22 protein-coding genes and 1 riboswitch are annotated in these 19,737 nt (G+C 65.3%); of the genes, 10 read left to right on the forward strand and 12 right to left on the reverse strand.

All coding sequences use genetic code 11. From position 1 onward, the window contains the following. Positions 1-78: 78 nt before the first annotated feature. Positions 79-819 carry a hypothetical protein gene (locus tag ACZI8Q_RS12625; RefSeq protein ID WP_463373885.1) on the reverse strand — a complete coding sequence of 247 codons (741 nt, stop codon included), beginning with the start codon at positions 817-819 and terminating at the stop codon, positions 79-81. Positions 820-845: 26 nt separating this feature from the next. On the opposite strand from ACZI8Q_RS12625, the gene ACZI8Q_RS12630 reads away from it, so the two are divergent. Beyond that, positions 846-1,379 carry an NAD(P)-dependent oxidoreductase gene (locus ACZI8Q_RS12630; RefSeq protein WP_463373886.1) on the forward strand — a complete coding sequence of 178 codons (534 nt, stop codon included), beginning with the start codon at positions 846-848 and terminating at the stop codon, positions 1,377-1,379. 6 nt (positions 1,380-1,385) lie between these two features. Here the strand turns inward: ACZI8Q_RS12630 and ACZI8Q_RS12635 are convergent, their stop codons facing one another. Next, the gene (locus ACZI8Q_RS12635) at positions 1,386-1,844 is read right to left on the reverse strand and encodes a DUF6194 family protein (RefSeq protein WP_463373887.1); all 459 of its coding nucleotides are present in this window, start codon (positions 1,842-1,844) and stop codon (positions 1,386-1,388) included. Between the two features lie 62 nt (positions 1,845-1,906). Here ACZI8Q_RS12635 and ACZI8Q_RS12640 point away from each other — a divergent pair, with 62 nt between their 5' ends. After that, positions 1,907-2,743, forward strand: a complete 837-nt coding sequence (locus tag ACZI8Q_RS12640; protein WP_463373888.1) for a MerR family transcriptional regulator — start codon at positions 1,907-1,909, stop codon at positions 2,741-2,743. Here the strand turns inward: ACZI8Q_RS12640 and ACZI8Q_RS12645 are convergent. Beyond that, entirely contained in the window at positions 2,659-4,953 is a 2,295-nt protein-coding gene (locus ACZI8Q_RS12645) for a helicase-associated domain-containing protein (protein ID WP_463373889.1), read from the reverse strand. The two genes, ACZI8Q_RS12640 and ACZI8Q_RS12645, sit on opposite strands and share 85 nt — an antisense overlap. Before the next feature lie 61 nt (positions 4,954-5,014). Between ACZI8Q_RS12645 and ACZI8Q_RS12650 the strand changes: the two genes are divergently transcribed. Next, positions 5,015-5,203 (forward strand): hypothetical protein, encoded by a 189-nt coding sequence (locus ACZI8Q_RS12650; protein WP_463373890.1) that lies wholly within the window; start codon positions 5,015-5,017, stop codon positions 5,201-5,203. Positions 5,204-5,281: 78 nt separating this feature from the next. On the opposite strand, the gene ACZI8Q_RS12655 is transcribed toward ACZI8Q_RS12650, so the two are convergent. The 3 genes from ACZI8Q_RS12655 to ACZI8Q_RS12665 all read right to left on the reverse strand — a co-directional run bounded on the left by ACZI8Q_RS12655 (position 5,282) and on the right by ACZI8Q_RS12665 (position 6,987). Next, positions 5,282-5,878: a resuscitation-promoting factor Rpf1 domain-containing protein gene (locus ACZI8Q_RS12655; RefSeq protein WP_463373891.1), complete on the reverse strand. Its 597-nt coding sequence runs from the start codon at positions 5,876-5,878 to the stop codon at positions 5,282-5,284. 8 nt (positions 5,879-5,886) lie between these two features. Further along, positions 5,887-6,094, reverse strand: a riboswitch (cyclic di-AMP (ydaO/yuaA leader). 247 nt (positions 6,095-6,341) lie between these two features. Then, positions 6,342-6,716, reverse strand: coding sequence for a YccF domain-containing protein (locus ACZI8Q_RS12660; protein WP_463373892.1), 375 nt, complete (start codon positions 6,714-6,716; stop codon positions 6,342-6,344). Positions 6,717-6,744: 28 nt separating this feature from the next. Then, positions 6,745-6,987, reverse strand: coding sequence for a hypothetical protein (locus ACZI8Q_RS12665; RefSeq protein WP_463373893.1), 243 nt, complete (start codon positions 6,985-6,987; stop codon positions 6,745-6,747). Positions 6,988-7,131: 144 nt separating this feature from the next. Between ACZI8Q_RS12665 and ACZI8Q_RS12670 the strand changes: the two genes are divergently transcribed. Then, positions 7,132-7,536: a cold-shock protein gene (locus ACZI8Q_RS12670; protein WP_463374042.1), complete on the forward strand. Its 405-nt coding sequence runs from the start codon at positions 7,132-7,134 to the stop codon at positions 7,534-7,536. Between the two features lie 10 nt (positions 7,537-7,546). Here ACZI8Q_RS12670 and ACZI8Q_RS12675 read toward each other — a convergent pair whose 3' ends face one another. From ACZI8Q_RS12675 to ACZI8Q_RS12685, 3 genes are all read right to left on the reverse strand, one after another. Continuing rightward, positions 7,547-8,038, reverse strand: a complete 492-nt coding sequence (locus ACZI8Q_RS12675; protein WP_463373894.1) for a DUF2771 domain-containing protein — start codon at positions 8,036-8,038, stop codon at positions 7,547-7,549. 115 nt (positions 8,039-8,153) lie between these two features. Then, positions 8,154-9,761, reverse strand: coding sequence for an MFS transporter (locus tag ACZI8Q_RS12680; RefSeq protein WP_463373895.1), 1,608 nt, complete (start codon positions 9,759-9,761; stop codon positions 8,154-8,156). An 89-nt stretch (positions 9,762-9,850) separates the two neighbouring features. Continuing rightward, entirely contained in the window at positions 9,851-10,681 is an 831-nt protein-coding gene (locus tag ACZI8Q_RS12685; RefSeq protein WP_463373896.1) for a glutaminyl-peptide cyclotransferase, read from the reverse strand. Between the two features lie 94 nt (positions 10,682-10,775). Here ACZI8Q_RS12685 and ACZI8Q_RS12690 point away from each other — a divergent pair, with 94 nt between their 5' ends. Further along, the gene (locus ACZI8Q_RS12690) at positions 10,776-11,585 is read left to right on the forward strand and encodes a DUF3027 domain-containing protein (protein ID WP_463373897.1); all 810 of its coding nucleotides are present in this window, start codon (positions 10,776-10,778) and stop codon (positions 11,583-11,585) included. 23 nt (positions 11,586-11,608) lie between these two features. Next, positions 11,609-14,341: a sacsin N-terminal ATP-binding-like domain-containing protein gene (locus ACZI8Q_RS12695; RefSeq protein WP_463374043.1), complete on the forward strand. Its 2,733-nt coding sequence runs from the start codon at positions 11,609-11,611 to the stop codon at positions 14,339-14,341. A 19-nt stretch (positions 14,342-14,360) separates the two neighbouring features. Here ACZI8Q_RS12695 and ACZI8Q_RS12700 read toward each other — a convergent pair whose 3' ends face one another. Then, on the reverse strand, positions 14,361-14,609 hold the full coding sequence (locus ACZI8Q_RS12700) for a DUF2530 domain-containing protein (RefSeq protein ID WP_463373898.1): 249 nt from the start codon (positions 14,607-14,609) through the stop codon (positions 14,361-14,363). Between the two features lie 44 nt (positions 14,610-14,653). On the opposite strand from ACZI8Q_RS12700, the gene ACZI8Q_RS12705 reads away from it, so the two are divergent. The 4 genes from ACZI8Q_RS12705 (at position 14,654) to ACZI8Q_RS12720 (ending at position 17,743) form a co-directional block, all read left to right on the forward strand. Further along, on the forward strand, positions 14,654-16,108 hold the full coding sequence (locus tag ACZI8Q_RS12705) for an NCS2 family permease (protein ID WP_463373899.1): 1,455 nt from the start codon (positions 14,654-14,656) through the stop codon (positions 16,106-16,108). A gap of 37 nt (positions 16,109-16,145) precedes the next feature. Then, positions 16,146-16,577: an Rv0880 family HTH-type transcriptional regulator gene (locus ACZI8Q_RS12710; RefSeq protein ID WP_463373900.1), complete on the forward strand. Its 432-nt coding sequence runs from the start codon at positions 16,146-16,148 to the stop codon at positions 16,575-16,577. 99 nt (positions 16,578-16,676) lie between these two features. Further along, positions 16,677-17,480, forward strand: coding sequence for a TrmH family RNA methyltransferase (locus ACZI8Q_RS12715; RefSeq protein ID WP_463373901.1), 804 nt, complete (start codon positions 16,677-16,679; stop codon positions 17,478-17,480). Beyond that, the gene (locus ACZI8Q_RS12720) at positions 17,480-17,743 is read left to right on the forward strand and encodes a DUF2537 domain-containing protein (protein ID WP_463373902.1); all 264 of its coding nucleotides are present in this window, start codon (positions 17,480-17,482) and stop codon (positions 17,741-17,743) included. Before ACZI8Q_RS12715 ends, ACZI8Q_RS12720 begins: the two co-directional genes overlap by 1 nt. A gap of 24 nt (positions 17,744-17,767) precedes the next feature. On the opposite strand, the gene ACZI8Q_RS12725 is transcribed toward ACZI8Q_RS12720, so the two are convergent. Then, entirely contained in the window at positions 17,768-18,523 is a 756-nt protein-coding gene (locus tag ACZI8Q_RS12725) for a DUF6928 family protein (RefSeq protein ID WP_463373903.1), read from the reverse strand. Between the two features lie 65 nt (positions 18,524-18,588). Then, on the reverse strand, positions 18,589-19,548 hold the full coding sequence (sepH, locus tag ACZI8Q_RS12730) for a septation protein SepH (protein ID WP_463373904.1): 960 nt from the start codon (positions 19,546-19,548) through the stop codon (positions 18,589-18,591). Positions 19,549-19,737 lie beyond the last annotated feature (189 nt).

Consider the following 19,737-nt stretch of genomic DNA (forward strand, 5'->3'; position numbering starts at 1 on the left):
GGGCGTTGGGGGGGGTGCTCCCCCCCCGCGCCGGGGGGGGGGGGCCCCCGCCCCCCCCCCCACCACCGGTTGTGTGTGTCAGGAGATGGCGAATTCGCCGATGACGGTGTTCCCGTCCTTGTCGTAGAGCGGGACGGTGCGGGCGCCGGGATCGCTTGCCACCGCTTCTGCGGGGGTGGCGGCGGGCCCGTGCAGGGCGGTCTTTTCGATGTAGCCGACCTCGCCGTTGGTGCCGATCGCGGCGACGAGGTCGGGAAGGTCGGCGTCGGACTCGACTCCTTCACCGGAACCGAACGATTGGCCGTCGGTGTTGACCCCGGATTCGACGGTGATGGTTTCCGGGCTCTGGGCGCGGGCACCAGGCGCGGCGGGGGCTTCGTAGTACAACGGGTCGGTCGGGAAGGTGACGTATTCGCGGTAGCTGTTGGTGCCGTCCCAGGCGGCGACGAATCCGTGGCTGTTGTACCAGCCGGTCCCGCAGTCGGCAGTGGTGCCCATCATCATCTCGGGGGAGGGCCGCAGGTTGTAGCGGTAGTCGATGGCTTCGCACAGTGCGCCGCTTTTGAACAATCGTGCGCGGGCACCGAGCCCGCCGGGTGCGACGTCGCTTCCGGTGACGGTCCAGACCTTGGACTGGGCGGTCAGATCTGGTGCGTTGATGATCGTGGACTGGTGCAGCAGTGCGTTGCCGTTGATCGGCAGGGTTGGGCCGACCCACCCGGAGATGGTGTCCGTGCTCGCGGTGGCGGGCAGTGTGAGTAGTGCGGTGCCGGCGAGGGCGCCGACGGTCAGGGCGGTTTTCAGGGAACGTCGCGACATGCTTGTCCTCCTCGAGATTGGTTGGATTGAAGATTCTGAAATTCAGGATGTGCACGGTTGTTGCGGACGTGTTCGACAGCGGATCTCTCGCGCCGGCGCTCGACGGCCGTGACGCGGTTCTGTCGGCGCTGGGCCCGCACGGTCGCCACGACGCCAGTGACGTCTGCTCGGCCGCGATCGGCTCAGTTCTCGAGGTGATGGAGGAAACCGGAGTGCGCCGGGTGGTTGCGCTGAGCGCGCAGCCTGTCCTCCGAGGCGGCGAGGGAGAGCCACTCTGGTCCCGCTTCACCGTTCGGCCGCTCGTCCGAGCGATCTATCGCAACGTCTATGCAGACCTTGAACGGATGGAGGCGTGTCTGACGAATAGTGACGCCGATTGGACGATCGTGAGGCCGCCTTACCTCACAGACGATCCGGGCAAAGGCAGTTACCGGATGGCCTTTGACGCCAACGTGCTCGGGAGTATCGCCCGAGCCGATCTCGCCCGGGCGATACTCGATGTTCTGGCTGATCCCAACACGACGGGGCGCGCAGTCGGCGTTGCAGGCACGCGAGGATAGCCCAATTCAGCTTTTGCGTTCGTGGCGAGCGCGGGCCCGTTGGTGGGCGCTCACCAGGAGGTCCTGGGTGACGTCGCTGGTTCTCGGTCCTGGATTCACGACGGCGAGCCACCCGGCGGTTCCGTAGACGGGATGCGCGAACACGGTATCCGGTGTCCCAGGGGCCGGTTCCGTGGCGCTGTCTCGGGGCGCGCGACCCAGCCACCGAACGAAAATGTCCTTACCGGACGCAACGTTGACGCGGAAGGCTCCTACGCGGTCGAGGTCCGATGTCTCGTCCTCGGGGTAGTTCTTGGTGATGATGGTGGCGAACGGTTGAGTTGTCGTGGGCACCACTCGGTCGGGGGAGTAGTAGAAGAAGGTGTCGCCCCAGCTGATTTCCGGGTAGTCGTCACCGGGTTGCGGCCGCAGGGTCAGCACTCCGTCGAAATCGTTCACGAAGTCGATGATCTCGTCCATGGTCATGTGTTCCAGCCTGACATTAAAGTGCTTGTGGAGGCTTTTGCACAGAAAGAAGAGGGAATTCGATGCAAACCCTCGAAAACCTAGGTGACCCGGACTGTCATGATCTGCGCTGTCATGGTCTGCGCCCGGTCGACGTGGCCCGGATCGTCGGCTGCTCCGTTCAACAGGTGCGTAACCTCGAGCGCGACGGTGTGTTGCCTCCGGCGGCGCGCACACGCACCGGATATCGCGTCTATCGGCAGATCCACGTGTGGTGCGCGGTCGCCTACACGCACCTGGCGGCCGGGGTTGGTCCTGTCGAAGCGAAACGAATCGTTCGCGCTGTGCACGACTCGACGCAGGGTGCGTTGGCGCTCCTCGACGCTGCGCACGCCCGGATTCACCGCGAACGTGAAGATCTCGCACTGGCGAAGGAGGCTGCCGCGGCGATATCCGCCGAACCGATAGACCAGGCGTATCCCGATGACGCGATGACCGTGTCCGAGTTGGCCGAGGCGCTCGGAGTCCCGGCATCCACCCTGCGGCACTGGGACGCGGAGAGTCTCGTGGTGCCAGACCGCACATCCCCGCGACGTCACCGCCACTATTCACCAGCCCAGGTGCGTGACGCTCGCATCGTTCACCAACTACGTCGTGGCGGCTACCCCGTTCCGGCCTTGCGAATCGTGATGCGCAATCTTCCACGAGACAGTCGGTCCGCCGACATCGAGGCCGCCTTGACGGAGAGGGATTCCAGTCTCGACATGCAGTCGCGTGCCCTCCTCCGCGCGGCTGCACAACTGAACCACGTGATCGGCGTTGTCGAGCACCCGGCTCAGCGGACCGGAGACACCGAGGTGATCCGGTGCAGCGTGAAGCGTCGAACACTGCCGACTGCCGGGTCGAATGCGTCCAACTGACCGCCACCCACGCTGACCGGATCGACGATGCGATAAGTCGCCACGCCCTGCGCGTCGACGTAACCGATCGTGACACTGGTGTTCTTCTGGGCGGCCTTCGTCAGGAGTGCGAGGGTCGCGGCCATCCCGGCCCGCGAACCGTCGGACCGAACGCCGCCGCGCCCACCCGTCGACGCCGCGAGATCCCCGGCGCGCAGCGTCCGAACCAGGCCCGCTAGCTGGGTATCCGTCGCGACGGCGGGCGTTCGGTTCGCCGGCTTGGGCCTTCGGACCTGCACCCGAGAGCCTCGCGGGCGTAGATCCACCAGCGCGCCGGTCGAATCCTCTCCAGCGGGTGAGAAACCGGCACTCCGCAGCTCGGCGAGAACTTCGCGCAGCGGTGCCTGCGAAACCGCGACAGTGGGTGCGAGTGCCCGTAACGCCAACGGTTCCGCTACAGCCGACGCCAGCACCTCGGACAACAACGCAGGATCTTCGCACCGCACGAAGGAGGTGGCCACGCCCGCACGTAGTCGCCCGTGCCGGCGGGCCACGTCGTCGATGAGGTAGGTCAGCGATTGCGGCACCGGTGTGCGGGATCGGGTCGAGAAAAGGCTGTGGAGTTCGGCGGCGCTCGTTCCCACATCGAGCGCGCGTCGAACGCTGGTTTCGCTGATGCGATACATCGACGCGGCCCCCGCCGATTCGATGTCGGCGACCAGCGTCAGCTGCTCGAGCAGTTCCGGTGTCAACGGGCCGGGCACCACGACGGTCAGGTCGGCCTGGACCAGGAAGTAGTCGACCGGTTCGGGGAGTGCGGATTGCATCTCGGCCTCGGCGTCGCCGCCGTGCAGGAGCGCCCGCCCTGGGGAACCCAGTGCACCGTGCGCGACCAGGCCCAACGCTGTAGCTTCCGCCAGCGTTCGCTCCACGGCGTAGGGCCTCAACCGTCCGCCCCACCGCGGACGCTGCCATGACAGGAGCCGGCTGACATCTGCCACGTCGGCGCTGCTCCCACTTTCGAGGTCGGCGTAGGCCCCCAGAATCGTGCGACGATCCTGTGGCGCAGATGGCGCTCGCGCTTCCTCGGACAAGGCAGCGACCGGTTTGTCGTTCGAGTCGCGCATACCCACCAGCCATGGCGCCCGAGCAAGGTCGAGCCACGCTGCGGCGAGGGTGTGCCAGCGCTTGGCGGTGGACGCGGTCAGCCAACCGTCGACCCCTGCGCTCGGTGCCCAATAGCTGTCCGCGGTATCGGTGGTCGGTGCCGGGTCCGGAATGCCGGCAGCGATCAGGCCTGCCCCCGCCAGAAGCTCGACGATCAGGCTCACGCGCGTCTCGTCCGTTCCGGCGACCTTGGTGATCCGGCGCAATTCGCGGACACCGAGTCCGCCCGCACGAAGGACGGGGGCGGGAGAGTCGCCCAGAATCGAGATGACGGCTTCGCTATGCCGAATCATTTCGAGAGCCTCGCCGGCGGCGGCGGCATTGATGTTCGTCGGTGGGTTCTTCTTCGTGGGAACCGTCGGCGCGGTGAGTGCGGTCGGGTCGAACACGGCCTCGCCGCGCAGTACCTGCCGCACCTGGGGCGGCAACTCGACCGTCTCGTCGTCTATCCACGTCAGGAGTCCGGTCTGGAGCAGACGCTGCACGGGACGGTCGGGCGACGTTCCGGGTGCGGCATCTCGGGTGCGGCCGATGGAACTGGTGCGGGCGAGCGTGTCGAGGAGATCGCGTTCACCGGAACCGAGGGTCGACAACGCTGCCTCAATCTCCGCTTCGCTCATTACCTCGACTGGTTCGGCGGGGCGACCGACGCGCCACGGAATGGTCGCAATTGCAGTCTGCGGGATGTGCAGGTGGGTATCTCCCCAGACCAGCGCCGAAGCTCGAAGCTCGGCCAAGGCCTGCTCGACAGCCTTCTTCGGTGCTCGGGACGCGAGATCTTTGTCGAGCACCTTGCGTGACACTCCCACCTCGGCGGCGCGTTCGAGCGCCAGGATCTCGAGGATTCCGAAGTCGAGGGTGGTGAGGTTGTCGGCTGCCCGCGCCACCGAGGACCGCTGCTCGGCTCGGCCGGCCAGCACATTGACGGTGGACGGCGGCGGGACTGCCAGGTCGGGGCGTAGCCGCAGTAGTTCGGCGAGCTCATCGTCGGAGCGCCGCGCCAGCCAATCCGCGAACGTGGCGGCGGTCGTTGCGGTCGCGGAGGTGTCTTCGATATCGGTCATCGACTATCAGATTAGAGACCTGGGCTGTACGCCGCTTACCTCTACTGTCAAAATATCCAACGTGGCTAACAATTCGAAGAAGCAGTACGTCGATCCAGGGTGGCCGGACACTGCAGACGGAGATCACGCAGTGACCGAGCTGTCGTCGAGTCGAGCAGGCGGTCTTTCCCCCTTCGGGGAGGACACCGAGTTCCCGCTGCCCGCGGGCTCGTTGCCGTATGCGCACCCGCGTACCGTCATCAACCGCTAGACGGTCGATACGAGGGAGGCCCCCACACCAGCTGGTGTGGGGGCCTCCCTCGTATGTCCGAGAACAGCGCGTGCCGAATTACTGGGGCGCGAGGAGGCCCTTGTTGGCGTCGATGAAGTCGAGGATTTGCGGGTCGATCTGAATACCCTGCTGCTTGACGGTCTCGATTGCCAGGTCGATGGCGTCGAGAACCGGAGCGGTGTCGACGTTGGCCGGCAGCTCGGCGATCTCCGGGACGGCCGGGGCGGCTTCCTTGACGACCTCGGGGACGTCCGGGGTGGTGGCCGGTGCCTCACGCTGCGTCGGCGCGCTGGTCAGGCCGAGGCTCGAGGAGCAGGAGGGCCATGCGCCCCATCCCTGGGACTCGAGTACGCGCTCTGCGACGACGATCTGCTCTTCACGCGAAGCGTTGTTGGCGGTTGCGGCGAACTCGCCTCCGCCGTGTGCGGACCAGGTGCTGGGCGAGAACTGCAGTCCGCCCTGGTAGCCGTTGCCGGTGTTGATGGCCCAGTTGCCGCCGGACTCGCACTGTGCGAGGCGGTCCCAGTCGGAGTTGGGGGCTGCGGCTGCGGTGCCGGAGAAGGTGGCTCCGGCGACGCCCATGATGGCGCCGGTGACGGCGACCTTCGCGACGGTACGGCCGGTATTGGTGGGCTTGCGATGGCGTCCGGTCATGGTTGTCGAGATCCTCTCCACACGCGCCTGCGAGGTCAGCTGTCGGGTTCGGGCTGAGAGGTCGCCCGGCCTCGCCTCTCCTGGCTGGAAGAGGGTCTGGCTTCACCCCAAGATTCGGTGCGGGACCGAATCGGTGTCCATCTGAGAACGGTTGTCCTCTGAGGGACTGGTGGGTCCCCCGTCCCTGTCCCTGGAATGCTTCGTCGGGACCCCGGAACCCGCGGGACAGGGCTTGGCGCGGCGGGCCGGGTGTGGCCGAGATTTCCTCGACCGTGGACGACCGTAACGGTCCGAAGCTCGAGTGTCACCATTTGATAACGCGGAGTGTCGGGGGCTGTGCCGGTGGCGAATTGGTTGAACCTCGACTCTTCCCAGCTAGTCGCGCCGAAAGGTGGTGAGGGTTGGTTCGTCACTGGTCCGTTATCGCGCTGTTATGTGATTAAGGTCACATGCGGTGTGCGTGTCAACGAATGTCGACGATGTCCTTGCCCAGCGGCATGAGGGAAACCGGGATCAATTTGAGGTTCGCCACGGCCAGCGGGATACCGATGATGGTGATGGCCATCGCGATTGCAGTGAGTACGTGGCCGATAGCCAGCCAGATTCCGGCGAGGACTAGCCAGATGATGTTGCCGACGAGCGAACCCATGCCGGCGCTCGGCTTCTCCACCACGGTCTTGCCGAACGGCCACAGTGCGTACAACCCGACGCGAAACGACGCGATCCCGAACGGGATGGTGATGATCAGGACACAGAAGACAATGCCCACCAGGAAATAGCCCAGCGCCAGCCAGAGGCCACCGAACACGAGCCAGATGATGTTGAGCAGGATGCGCATCGGAGGTCCTTCGTCGTGGTGGAATGAGTCAGCGGGCGCGCCGCCCCGACCGCAGGGCGAACGTGATCGCCAGCGCAAAGCCGATTGGGCATGCCAGCGTCAACAGGTAGAGAATCAATCCGGGCTTGCCTTCGGACAGGATCGGCGTCAGAAAGATTGCGACGATCGCGAGTACTCCGACCACGAAGAATCCGGCGGCTACACGCAACAGGGTGTTGCTGCCGGTGCCTGGTTCGTCGGACGGGTGCGAAGGTGTCGTTTCGGGTGCCACACCAGCAACGATAGTGCTTCGAAACCCAGATGCCCGAGTGGGTGTGTTCGGGGTACCATGAACTGGAACTGCGCGTCCCGCACCGGTTGCGGGGCGCGTTCTTTGCATATCGAACGCAATTCGAGTGATGAGCGGGTGAACGCGGTGCCGACCGGCAAGGTGAAGTGGTACGACGTCGACAAAGGCTTCGGCTTTCTGGCGCAGGAGGAGGGCGAGGATGTCTATGTCCGCGCCTCTGCCCTGCCTGCGGGTGTCGAGGGTCTCAAGGCCGGTCAGCGCGTCGAGTTCGGAATGGCCGCCGGACGCCGAGGACCGCAGGCTCTGAGCGTGCAGGTGCTCGACTCCCGGTCGGTACGTCAGGGCGGTCGTAAGGAACCGGCTCCGAAGAAGCACACCCCGGACGAGTTGCACGGCATGGTCGAGGACATGATCACGTTGCTCGAGGCGAAGGTGCAGCCGGACCTGCGTAAGGGGCGCTACCCGGACCGCAAGACAGCTCAACGCATCTCCGAGGTCGTACGAGCGGTCGCCCGCGAACTCGACAGCTGACCTACCGCGCTCACGCAGCCTGGATCGACCAGATTGCGTGAGCGATCGAGCGGCCCTCCTCGTCGATCACGGACGACGGGAGTTGCAGTTCCACGACGAGGAGTTGCCGGTCGTCCGTCGACTCGATGGTGATGGCGGAATCCGGGCCCGACTCGTAGGAACGCTGCTCGAGGACTTCGTTGCCGTTCGCGTCCTGGTACTGAATGATCATCCGCCAGGGCGCTGCGGAAATGTCCTTGGGGAGCGACAACTGCAGCGGGGAACCCACCGGAACCGTGAGTTCGGTGACCGAGCCCTGTTCGCATTCTTCCAGGCTCAGGTCGCAGTACTGCAAGGGCGGAACCTCCACGGTTTCGCCGTTCGCGTACGCCGTCAACGCCGGGGGATGGGACTGCGCGCCTCGGACGAGCAGCGTGACGACCGCAGCGAAAGCGATCAACACCACCACCAGGCCGACTGCGGCCACGGCCACGATTTTCTTGGTTCGCGTCTGCACGGTCATGTTCTCGTAATCCCCGGTCGTTCGAGTTCTTCGGTGGGCAATGGTCGTTCGGTGGGCAGATTGGTTCGGTACTGCTGTGTAGTTCGGTACTGCTGTGTGGATGGTGTCCGGCGGCTCAGCTCGTCGAGACGGGCTCGGCCAATTCCTGCTTGGCCAGGTTCGGGCGCTTGCCGCCGAGTCCTGGTAGCAACGAACTGCCACGGTAGCTGAGGACCGTTTGGGCGAGGCCGATGGTCAAGACGACGGCGACGACGGTGAATCCGATCCAGTACTCGGTGGGGAGCAGCACGCCGAAAGCGCCTCCGACGACCCAGCTGAGCTGCAGTGCGGTCTCCGAACGGCCGAATCCCGACGCGATCGACTCCTCGGGCAGGTCGTGCTGCAAGGAGGCGTCGAGGGACACCTTGGCGAGGGCGCTGGCCGCGGATGCGATCAGTGTTGCCAGCGCGGCGGTGAGCAGGTTGTCGGTGAATGCGGCGATGATCGCGATGATCCAGACCGACACTGTGCAGCGCACGACGATCAACGCCGGCTTGCCGAGGGCAAGGCGGGCGCCAGACGCGTTTCCGGCGAAGTTGCCGATAGCGGCGGCGGCACCGACGAGGCCGAGCATGGCGGCCTGCACGAGGGGTTCGTGCTCGGTTTCCGACTTGGCGACGAAGGCGATGAACAGTGTCAGGAAGCCCGTGAGCACACGGATCGTGCTGTTCCCCCAGAGACCGGTGATCACGGCACGGCCCAACGGTTGGCGTCTCTTCTTCGCTGACGCAGGTCTTCCCCGCGTGATGGCTGCGGTGTGGGCGTCGTCGCCGTGATAGCTGATGGTTGCGGGAACCTCGCCTTCCGTGACCTCGACCCAGGACGGGATTCGCATGCTCAGATAGACGCCCGCGATGGTGATGACGACGGTGAGCCACAGTGCGGCCGCGGACGTGCCGAACACGAAGGCGAGCCCGGCCGCCACTGCACCCGCGCCCATCGTTCCGCCTATCAGACCGAACACGGTGAGTCGGGAATTGACCCGCACGAGGTCTATCTCGGGTGGTAGGACACGAGGCGTCACCGCGCTCTTGAGCACGGAGAAGGACTTGCTCAGCACCATCATGCCGAGCGCGGCCGGATACAACACCCAACTGTCGAAGTTGAACACCAGAATCACGGCGAGGGCGGTGCGCATTCCGAACGAGGTTGCGAGGGCGATGCGCCGACCGTGCTGGAGTCGGTCCAGGAGCGGTCCGATGAGTGGGGCGATGATCGCGAACGGTGCGATGGTGATCAGCAGATACAGCGCCACTTTCGTCTTGTCCTCGCCGGTGGCGGCGGAGAAGAAGAGAGTGTTCGCGAGAGCGACCGCCAGCGCGGCATCGGTGGCGTTGTTCGCCATCACCGCATAGGTCAGAGCGGTCAGACCTGATTTGTCCGCCCCGTTCGCCTTCGCGGCACGGTGAAACGTGGCGATGCCCTTGTTGGTGAGTTCGCGGCTGCGCATCGCGGCCACTCGGGTGACGGTGAGCTTGCGGGGTACACGTGTGGTCTTCGGTGCTTCGCCGGGGCGGCCTCCTGCCGAGCCGTTCGGAGGATGCAGCGGTGGTAGTGGTGTCCGTCGGGAAGAGGGAGTTCGGCGGGCCGATGCGCGTGCTGCCGGTGGATATTTGTCGTACCCGGGATGAACCGAGTTCTCGGGATCACCGTCGGTGTCGTAGGGGTCGCGCGGTACGGTCACACACCAATTCTGTCTAGTCTCGCGACGAATGACCACCTACATCCCTTGCAACGCTGGTCACTTCCGCCTGTCGCGGCGGGGCGCACCCGTCAAGGTCGCGTAACGAAGCGCACCACGAACATCGACGGCCAGTACTTTCCGGTGACCACGAATCGGTCGGTGCCTCGAATCTGGGCAATTCCGTTGAGAACATCGATGTTCGACGCGTTCTCGGGGAGCGCGTTGCGTACGGGCGTCGCATCGATTGCGGCGCTCACCGACCCGGTGTCGGGGTCGATCCGAACGATGGTGTCGGTGGTCCAGACGTTTGCGTAAATGCTGCCGTCCTCGGCGCACTCGAGCTCGTTGAGACGGTCGACGGATGCGGAGCCGTTCGTCACCTGAACGGATCCGAGTTCGTCGAACGTGTCGCGATCACGGAAGGTGAGGGTCGCGGAACCGTCACTGGTGACGAGGCGGTCGGGGAGAGCGCAGATACCCCAGCCTTCTCCCGCGTACTCGACACGACGCAGTTCGGTGAGCGAGTGGCGGTCGCGCTCGATGGCAACGCCGTCCCGCCACGTCAGCTGCCACACACTCTCGTCCGTGACCGTGATTCCTTCGCCGAACAGCTGTCCAGGCAGGTCGACGGTCGTGCGGATCGTGCCGTCGGGAAAGTCGGATACGCGCAGCCACGACTCGCCCGCGATACCCGTGCCTTCGTACAGCGCCCCGTCGGCGATCTCGAGCCCCTGCGTGAATGCCTTGGGGTCGTGGGGGAGAGTGTCGACGATCTCGGTCTGCAGCTGGTTCGATGTCTGATCGGCCGGCAGGGCGGCCTGCGAATCGCATGCAGTCACGTTCGCGCCGAGTATCGACAGCGCCACCGCAATCACAGGTGCGATACGACGGTTCGATCGGAGCGGCCGCGGATCGGTCATCGTCACAGCATGGCAGCCCACGTGGTACCTGGTTGAGCTGGTGCGGCAGACTGGTGGTGTGAGTGTTGCTTCTTCCCCCGATCGTGCAACGACAATGACACGCCCAGTCCTGGCCGACGCAGTGGAACTGGCCCGTACGGCGCTGGTGGAGCTGCACGAAGGACCGGTCGGCGAATACCTCGGTGTCACCTCCGAGGACGACTGCGCTGCGACTCACCGATTCACCGCAGAACTTCCCGGCTATCGGGGTTGGCAGTGGGCCGTCGTCGTGGCCGCCGATCCCGATTCGGATCATGCGACGGTCAGTGAAATCGTTCTGCTTCCCGGACCCGATGCGTTGCTCTCGCCCGAGTGGGTGCCGTGGGATCAGCGGATTCGCCCGGGTGACTTGTCCGCGGGCGACTTGTTGGCACCACCCGCACAGGATCCACGGCTGGTGCCCGGCTACGTGGCGAACGGTGACCCGGTCGTCGACGACACTGCCCGTGAACTCGGCCTCGGTCGCAAGCAGGTGATGAGCCTCGAAGGTCGCGAAGATGCCGCTGAACGCTGGTTCGGTGGGGAGTACGGACCCGATTCGGAGATGGCGAAGGCGGCCCCCTCCACGTGCAACCTGTGTGGCTTCTTTCTCCCACTGGCCGGTTCGTTGCGGGCGGCATTCGGGGTGTGCGGTAACGAGATGGCCGCGGACGGTCATGTCGTGCACGCGGCACACGGCTGTGGTGCGCATTCGGACACCACCCTGCCCACCGGTACAGGTTCGCCCCGTTACGACGCCTATGACGACGGTGCCGTCGAAGAGGTTCAGGTGACGCCTACCGCCCCCGAGGACACCGCCGCTCCTGAGGACACCGCCGCTCCTGAGGACACCGCCGCTCCTGAGGACACCACATCGACGACGTAGCCGACCCGTTCGGCACCGGCGCGCTGCGTGAGTCGACGCTGCTCGCCTGGAAATCGTCGCCCACTCGTCTCCGCGAGGACGCCACGAGCGAATCGGACCTGATTCGCGCCGGTTACCGCGACAGGCTGCTCACCGAACTGGCCCAGAATGCAGCGGACGCTGCTGCACGGTCAGGCGCCCCAGGTGCGTTGCGAATCGGTCTTCAGGGACGAACGCTGTCGGTGTCGAACACCGGTGCGCCGCTCGAGGCAGCGGGTGTCGAGGCGTTGACCGCGCTGCGGGCATCGGGCAAGTCCACCGGTTCGGTGGGTCGGTTCGGTGTGGGCTTCACCGCCGTTCTGTCGGTGAGTGATGAGATCGAACTGCGATCGCGCACCGGCTCGATCGTCTTCTCCGCCGAACGTACCCGTGCCGAGGTTGCCGACCTCGGCTTGCCGGAACCGGATTCGGGTTTTCCGGTGCTACGGCTCGCCTGGCCGATAGCGGGTCCTCCCACCGGTGACGCGTCCACCGAGGTACTGCTCCGGCTACGCGACGACGTCGACGTCGAGGGTCTGTTGCGGGGCATGAAACGCGAGGCAGTGGACCTTCTTCTCGAATTGCCCGCTCTCGAATCCATCGCGGTGGGAGACGCGCGGCTGCACCGCGTCGAACGCCGGCTCGATTCAGGGATCACCGAGGTGACGGTCGGTGACGACACCTGGTGGCAGTTCGAAACCGACCATGCGCGCTGGCTCGTTCCCGTGCGCAATGGTGTGATTTCCCCGGTGTCGGACGGGGTGCTGCGCGCTCCCACCCGATCCGACGAGCAATTGTCGATCCCGGCGATCGTGATCGCGGATATCGCGATGCAACCCGATCGTCGACGTATCCTGCCGGGTTCATCGGTGGAGAAGGTGGCGCGCGGATACGCGGACTTCGTTGCGGCGGTACCGCCGACGCAACGCACGAAATTGGTTCCGCTCCCGGGGTTTGCGCGCAGCGAAGCCGACTCGGACCTGCGCGAGGGCCTTGTCCGTGAGCTTCGTGGGCGACCGTGGTTGCCTACCGTGGCGGGGACGGATGTCGCACCTGATCGCGGGGCAGTGGTGCCTGGGGCACCGGCGGAACTCGTGGACCTGCTCGACGACGTGATCGGCGGACTCGTCGTGGCCGAACTGTCCGGACACCGGCAGGCCGCCGCGCTGGCCGCCGTGGATGTTCATCGGATCGGTCTGGCCCGCATAGCCGAACTCCTCAGCGGATCCGAACGCGAACCGTCGTGGTGGCGCCGGTTGTACGAGGCGCTCGAGCCCCTGGTCACCGATGGTCCTGCCGCGGAGGAGTTGGCTGCCCTACCCGTCCCGTTGTCCGGCGGCCGGACCGTCACCGGTCCACGCACCGTGGTGGTGAGCGTGGACGTGACGCCCCACGAGAGCAGTGACGGTGCGCCAGAAGTCCGGTGGGCGAGGCTGGTTCACCCTGAAGCCTCGCATCCCCTTCTCACCAGGCTGGGCGCCGCCACCGTAACCTCCGTCGACCTGTTGAGCGACCCCGCCCTGCGTGCCGGTATCGAGGACGCCTCGGACGACTACGACGACACCGGGTCGACCGAGGCAGCGGAAGAACTCGCGGCCACGGTGATGACGCTCGCATCGAATGTGCCGGACGGAACCTTGCCCACGTGGATCGGTCAATTGCTGCTTCCCGACGAGAACGGCGAGTGGCGACCCGCAGACGAACTGCTACTTCCGAACTCACCTCTCGGTCGTGTGTTGGTCGCCGAGTCACCCTTCGCTACCGTCGATTCGACGACGATGGGCAAGTTCGGTGCCGAAGCGTTGCGCGCGGTCGGCGTCGGATGGGGCTTCACGGTGCTGCGTTCCGACTTGCCGTCCGGGCCGGAACACGACCTCGCCGACGAGGACCTGTGGTGGGAAACCCTGTCCGAAGATCCCGAGGTACTCGAGGCGGTCCGCGATCTGGACCTCGTGGACGAGCAGCGGTGGGGAGAGGCACTCGAACTGCTCGCACGCGAACCGGCAACGCGGCGTCTCCTGATGGATCGTGACGGGTACACCGCGTGGTGGTTGCGTCACCACGCGCTCGTCGGAGGAATTCCGCTCGGCACGTACCGTTCGCCCGACGTGGCCACGTTCGCGGGGCTTCTCGACGTTCTCGAGCACGGCGACGCCGAATCGTTGGCCGCTGTCCTAGTCTCGGACCGGGTCGACTCCGTCGAACTCGCGAGGCTGCTACTGGACCGACTTGCCGATGCGCAGCGAACCACCACCGCAGCCGTGATCGTCGGGGCTCATCGCCTTCTTGTGGAAGCCGTGGTCCAGGACCGTATCGACGTGGAGGACCTCGACGTGCCCTCGGCCGTCCGCGCTGTGTCGGGGTCGGTCGTCGACCCCGCGGAGGCTTTCGTGCTTGATCGTCCCTGGATGTTCGCACCGGCTCCGCACGACCGCGTAGTGGTGGGCGACCTGGACACTGCCGAGGTGCTGGCTACTGTCCTCGACATTCCGGTGATGTCGGAGGTCGTGGCCGCGCAGGTGATCGGAACCGGAAGAACGAGCACGTGGGAACAGGAACCCGCGCTGGTGGCCGAAGCAGTGGCGTTCGGTCGTGAGGTGCCGACAGGTCCGGTGATCGTGCATGACGAACTGGTCGTTCGATGCACCGGAGCCGTGACGGGCGAATTCGCGGTCGAATGGTGGGTGGATGCCGACGGCCTCACTCACCGGCAGGCCGCACCCGGAAGAAACTCCTAGAGCAGACCCTGCTGTGCACTCAGAGCAGACCCTGCTGTGCGCCCCGATCGCCACGGCGAGCGGACCGTCGTTGCCACAGAAACAGCCCATATCCGGCTGCCCCGACGGCGACCCCGGCGATGCACGTCCGCAGAATGTCGGACCCATCGCCGTTCGTGGCGATCACCACCGCTGCGGCCACCGCCCACGCAAGAGTCCCCAGAATCAGTGCAGCTCGTGGGTCCGCAAGGCGGTCGATGGTGGATTTCGGGTCCGGTCGGTCGTTCACGAAAACAACGCTACCTGTCTCTGGTGCCGTTAATCTGCTCTTCCATGGGTGTATCGGCGAAGCTGCTCGACAACTATTTCAAGATCACCGAGCGAGGCTCCACAGTTGCTGCCGAAGTCCGTGGCGGGGTGGTCACCTTCGTGGCCATGGCATACATCGTGGTTCTCAACCCGCTGATTCTCGGAAGCTTCTCCGCCGACGACGCCGTTGCGAAGACCGACGTGCTGGGGAACATTCTTCCCGTTCACCAGGTTGCTGCCGTGACCGCGCTCGTGGCGGGTCTGATGAGCATCCTTTTCGGTATCGTCGCCAACTATCCGTTCGCGATCGCAGCCGGTCTCGGAATCAACAGCCTCCTCGCCGTCACCATCGCACCGCAAGTGACGTGGCCGGAAGCAATGGGACTCGTGGTCATCGACGGCATCATCATCGTGGTGCTGGCGTTGACCGGATTCCGAACCGCGGTGTTCAACGCTATTCCGCCCGCACTGAAGTCTGCGATCGCAGCAGGCATCGGTATGTTCATCGCCTTCATCGGTCTGGTCGATGCAGGATTCGTCCGGCGCATTCCCGACGAGGCCGGTACGACGGTACCGGTGGGCCTCGGGATCGGCGGATCGATCGGGTCGTGGCCCACATTGGTATTCGTGTTCGGTGTCCTCCTGATGAGTGTTCTGGTGGTCCGAAAGGTTCGCGGGGGACTGCTGATCGGCATCGTCGTCACCACCGTCCTCGCCGCGGTCATCGAGGCCGTGGCCGGAGTCGGAGCTTCGCTCGGCACCAATCCCAAGGGCTGGAACTTGAGTGTTCCCGAGGCACCGAGCGTGTTGTTCGACCTGCCTGATCTGGGTCTCGTCGGCGATGTCAGCCTGTTCGGTGCGTTCACCCGAATCGGCGTCCTCGCGGCCAGCCTTCTCGTCTTCACGCTGGTCCTCGCAAATTTCTTCGATGCCATGGGCACGATGACCGGACTGGGCAAGGAAGCCGGACTCACCGACAAGAACTCCAACCTGCCCGGCATCGGCCGCGCCCTGGTCGTCGAGGGAACCGGCGCCGTGGTCGGTGGCGGAGCGTCGGCTTCGTCCAACACGGTGTTCGTCGAGTCGGCATCCGGTATCGCGGAAGGAGCCCGGACCGGTCTCGCGAACGTCGTCACCGGACTACTGTTCCTGGCCGCGATGTTCTTGACGCCGCTGTACGCGGTCGTCCCGATCGAGGCAGCGGCGCCGGCGCTCGTCGTCGTGGGCGCAATGATGATCGGCCAGGTTCGCGACATCGACTTCACCAGATTCTCCGTTGCGTTGCCGGCGTTCCTCACGATCGTCGTCATGCCGTTCACCTACTCGATCGCGAACGGTATCGGAGTCGGCTTCATCTCCTGGGTGGTCCTCCATGCCTCCGGTGGCGGCGCGAAGAAGATTCACCCACTGATGTGGGTTGTTGCAGTACTGTTCGTCGCATACTTCGCCGTCGACCCCATAACGGATGCCCTGACCTGATCGAGGGACCGAGTCGGCCTCCCGTATTGTCGTATTCGTGACAGTTGATTCACGGGTTCTCGCAAGCGATCTGTCCCTCGCCGTCGTGCGCCTCGCACGGCACCTGCGTAGCCGTCGAGCCGACGCAAAAGTGTCGCTGACTCAGCTCTCGGCGATAGCGACGTTGGCGCGTGAGGGTGCGATGACTCCAGGCGCCCTTGCGGCGCGCGAACGGGTACAACCGCCGTCGATGACGCGTGTCATCGCCTCGCTGCTCGACGCGGGATTCGTCGAACGCGCCCCGCATCCCACGGACGGTCGGCAGGTCATCGTCACTCTCTCCGAGAGCGGTCACGCACTCATCGCCGACGAAAAACACGCACGCGAGGTGTGGATGAACTCGAAGCTTGCGGACCTGGACGAGACGCAACTGGAAGCACTCGAAGACGCGGTCGCCATCATCACAGCCCTGGTCAACGAATCCGACTGATCGACCGGTATCTCGCAACGGCGCGAACGAGACATCTGCCCGTCAGATCGGACGGTGGCCCGATTGGGGCTGCGAGGACAAGTGCGGCAGACTGTTCCGGTGGTTCACGTCATCGACATCGCAGACCCCGCAGACCCGCGTCTGGACGACTTTCGCAACCTGAACTCCTCGGACCGTCGTCCTGATCTTCCGGAGGGCAAGGGGCTCGTCATCGCAGAAGGTGTGTTGGTTGCCAGGCGGCTGCTGGCATCGCGATTCGACCCCATCGCGATGTTGGGTGTGGACCGCCGGTTGGGCGAACTCGCGGACGATCTCGACGGCGTCGATATGCCGTTCTACCGGACCACTGCCGACGTGATGGCGGAGGTGGTGGGCTTCCATCTCAATCGTGGTGTCCTCGCCGCCGCACACCGTCCACCCCCACTGGCGCTCGACGAGGTGCTCGACGGTGCGAGCACCATCGCGATCCTCGAAGGTGTGAACGACCACGAGAACCTAGGATCGATGTTCCGTAACGCAGCGGGCCTCGGCGTGGATGCGGTGCTGTTCGGGAAGGGCTGCGCCGATGCTCTTTACCGCCGTGCGGTGCGGGTGTCGATGGGTCACGTCCTGCGCGTTCCGTTCGCACAGGTGCCCGAGTGGCCGCGCGGGTTGTCGGCGGTGCGCAACAAGGGCTTCCAGCTCATCTCGTTGACGCCCGATCCGGCGGAACAAACCCTGGCCACCGCGATGACGGGGGAGAAGGTCGCGTTGTTGCTCGGTGCCGAGGGTCCGGGCCTGACCGAGCATGCGATGCGTGCCACCGATGTTCGCGCGCGCATCCCGATGGCGCCCGGGACCGACTCGCTCAATGTCGCCACGGCCGCAGCCATGGCGTTCTACGAGAGGGTCAGGACGAACTAGTGCAGGTCTCATCCGACACCCCGTGGTTCACCGGGGTGTCGCTGGCAGTGTTCAGTGCGGCGTTCGTGACCGTGGCGACGAGCGCTTTCGCGTCGGAACTCGCGCAGATCAACGTCGCACTCTCGGTGCTGCTCAGTGCGACGGTGGTGGCGGGGTTGGCACCGACTCTGTGGCGGATGCGTAGGCGAGCGATCTGGCGGTGGATCGTGTACGGAGCCATGGTCGGTATTCCTGCCGGCTGGATCGGCGTATTGCTGGGCTGAGTACGCACTGATCGCTGCGGGTGCTCAGCGAGGAGTTCTCCGGATTCGGTCGAGAAGCGAGCGCTTCACGGACCCCGTGGCCGAGGTCGCGGCAGCGGGGTCACGCGTCGTCGAGGTGTCTGCTGCACGGGAACTCGGCGGCGGTGTTTGCCGGGGCTCATGCACTGTGAATCCGTGCAGGCCGATCGACTTGGGGTTCAGTTCACCGTCCGGGCGTGCGCCCGTATAGCGAAATCCGAGCCATTCGCGGTTGGCCGCCTCCGCGAATTGTTGGGGGTGGAAGGGCAGAGATTGCGGGTCGGGGAGCGCCCCTGGCGGGTGTCGCAATGGAAACTCGCCCGCCCAGTACGGCCGTTCCCAGAGCAGCGGTACTCCGACGTCCTCGAAGATGGCGACGGGTGCGCAGCTGAACGATCGCCGCAGTGTGTCGCCTTCCCATACAGCGAACGCGCCCCAGGCGTCCTCGGGGCGAGATGACACGAGATATGTGATTGCCGACTCGATTGCGGACTGCCACGGTGTCGTGGTGGGGGTAGCGGGTGTCAGATCCTTGTGGCACACCACGACGAGGCCGGGGAATGCGCCGACATACAGCACGTCATCGGTGACGGCGGCCGCCCGAGACAGCGGCACCACAACCGTAGGCGCCAGTTCCATGTTCGGGTGAAGGCGTTGTGCCACGGCGCGCGCCGCATTCGAGTCGGGGGATTCTGCGTCGCCGAGGACGGCGGCAGGATTCGGGGTGTCGACGAACCAGAGGGTGGATACTCGAGACGCCACTACTCGTACCTTCCTTCCGCTGAATGCATGAAGGGTACGACGCCAGTCGCAGGTTCGTAGTGTTATCAGCGACCGCTGCTACGTACACCCAGGAGAACGTCATCCCACGACGGGAGCGCCGGCTTGCCACGCTTGTCCTTGTTGTGGGCGTTGCTGTGGGGAGTGGTTCGCGGTGAGGCCTGCGGAGCGGATCGGTCGGTGCCGGTTGCCGATTCCACGGAATCAGCAACTTCCTCGGTGGTTTCGGCGTCGATGATGTTGGCGCTCGCCGCTTCCGTGGCGTCCGACGGGTCGGTCTCCGAAGTCTCCGAAGCCCGAACGTCGAGGTTGGTGGGCTCGATGCTGGGGGTTTCGGCGCGGTCGGCTTCGCCGTCGATGTCATCGGACAGCTCGAGTTGCTCGGACGAATGCAGGGCAACAGCCGCGAGTCCGCGCAACGGGCGACCGAAATCGGGGTCGATGAGATCGAATGCGGTGTCGTCCAGTGCGACGATGGTGCCGCCGTGCGCATCCGGTTGGTAGCGCCAGTGGGCCGCGTTCGTGGTTCGCCCTGCCTGCCACTGCAACTGTGCAACCCAGTGGTTGTCCTCGTCGCGCCACGCATCCCACGTCGCGTCGCCGATGTTGTGGCCACGAGCGCGGAACGCCAGCGTCACGATCTCGGAGAGGGTGGGAACGGCCGGACCGTTGTCGCGGACGGGATGTCCGCCTTGCGCCATCTCGGCGGCCCGCGAGCGTTCGAGAAGAACCGGATAGGCGAAGCTTTCGACCCTTGCCACGGGAATGTCGGCTTCGTCGGCAACTTCCTGCACGGACGCGCCGGCGCGGATGCGGGCCTGGATTTCTCGGGGGCGGAGCTGACTGTCCATTTCGATCTCGATCTGACCGAGTCGAGCAATATCCCCGCGGGACGCGGCGCGGAGTTTGTCATCGGCAGGGAGCCGGAACTTTTCGCCGGTACTCGCATCAGCGCACACCACGTGCGAACTGTCCGATTCGAGACCGATCACTCGAAGCTCTCGCACGTTGACCTCCTTATCGCGCCGGCTCGCGACTTTGCGCTGCGGCCACTGTAATTCATCCGTGATGGTCTGCTGTGCAGGACACGCGCGAGCGTGTACCCCGAAATGCCGAGCGGTCACGCTACTATTCAGCGTTCCGGAGTGGAGCAGAGCGCGTAATGAAAGGCGCCCCGGCGATTGCCGGGGCGCCTT

This window comes from Rhodococcus quanlei (genome assembly GCF_055231015.1).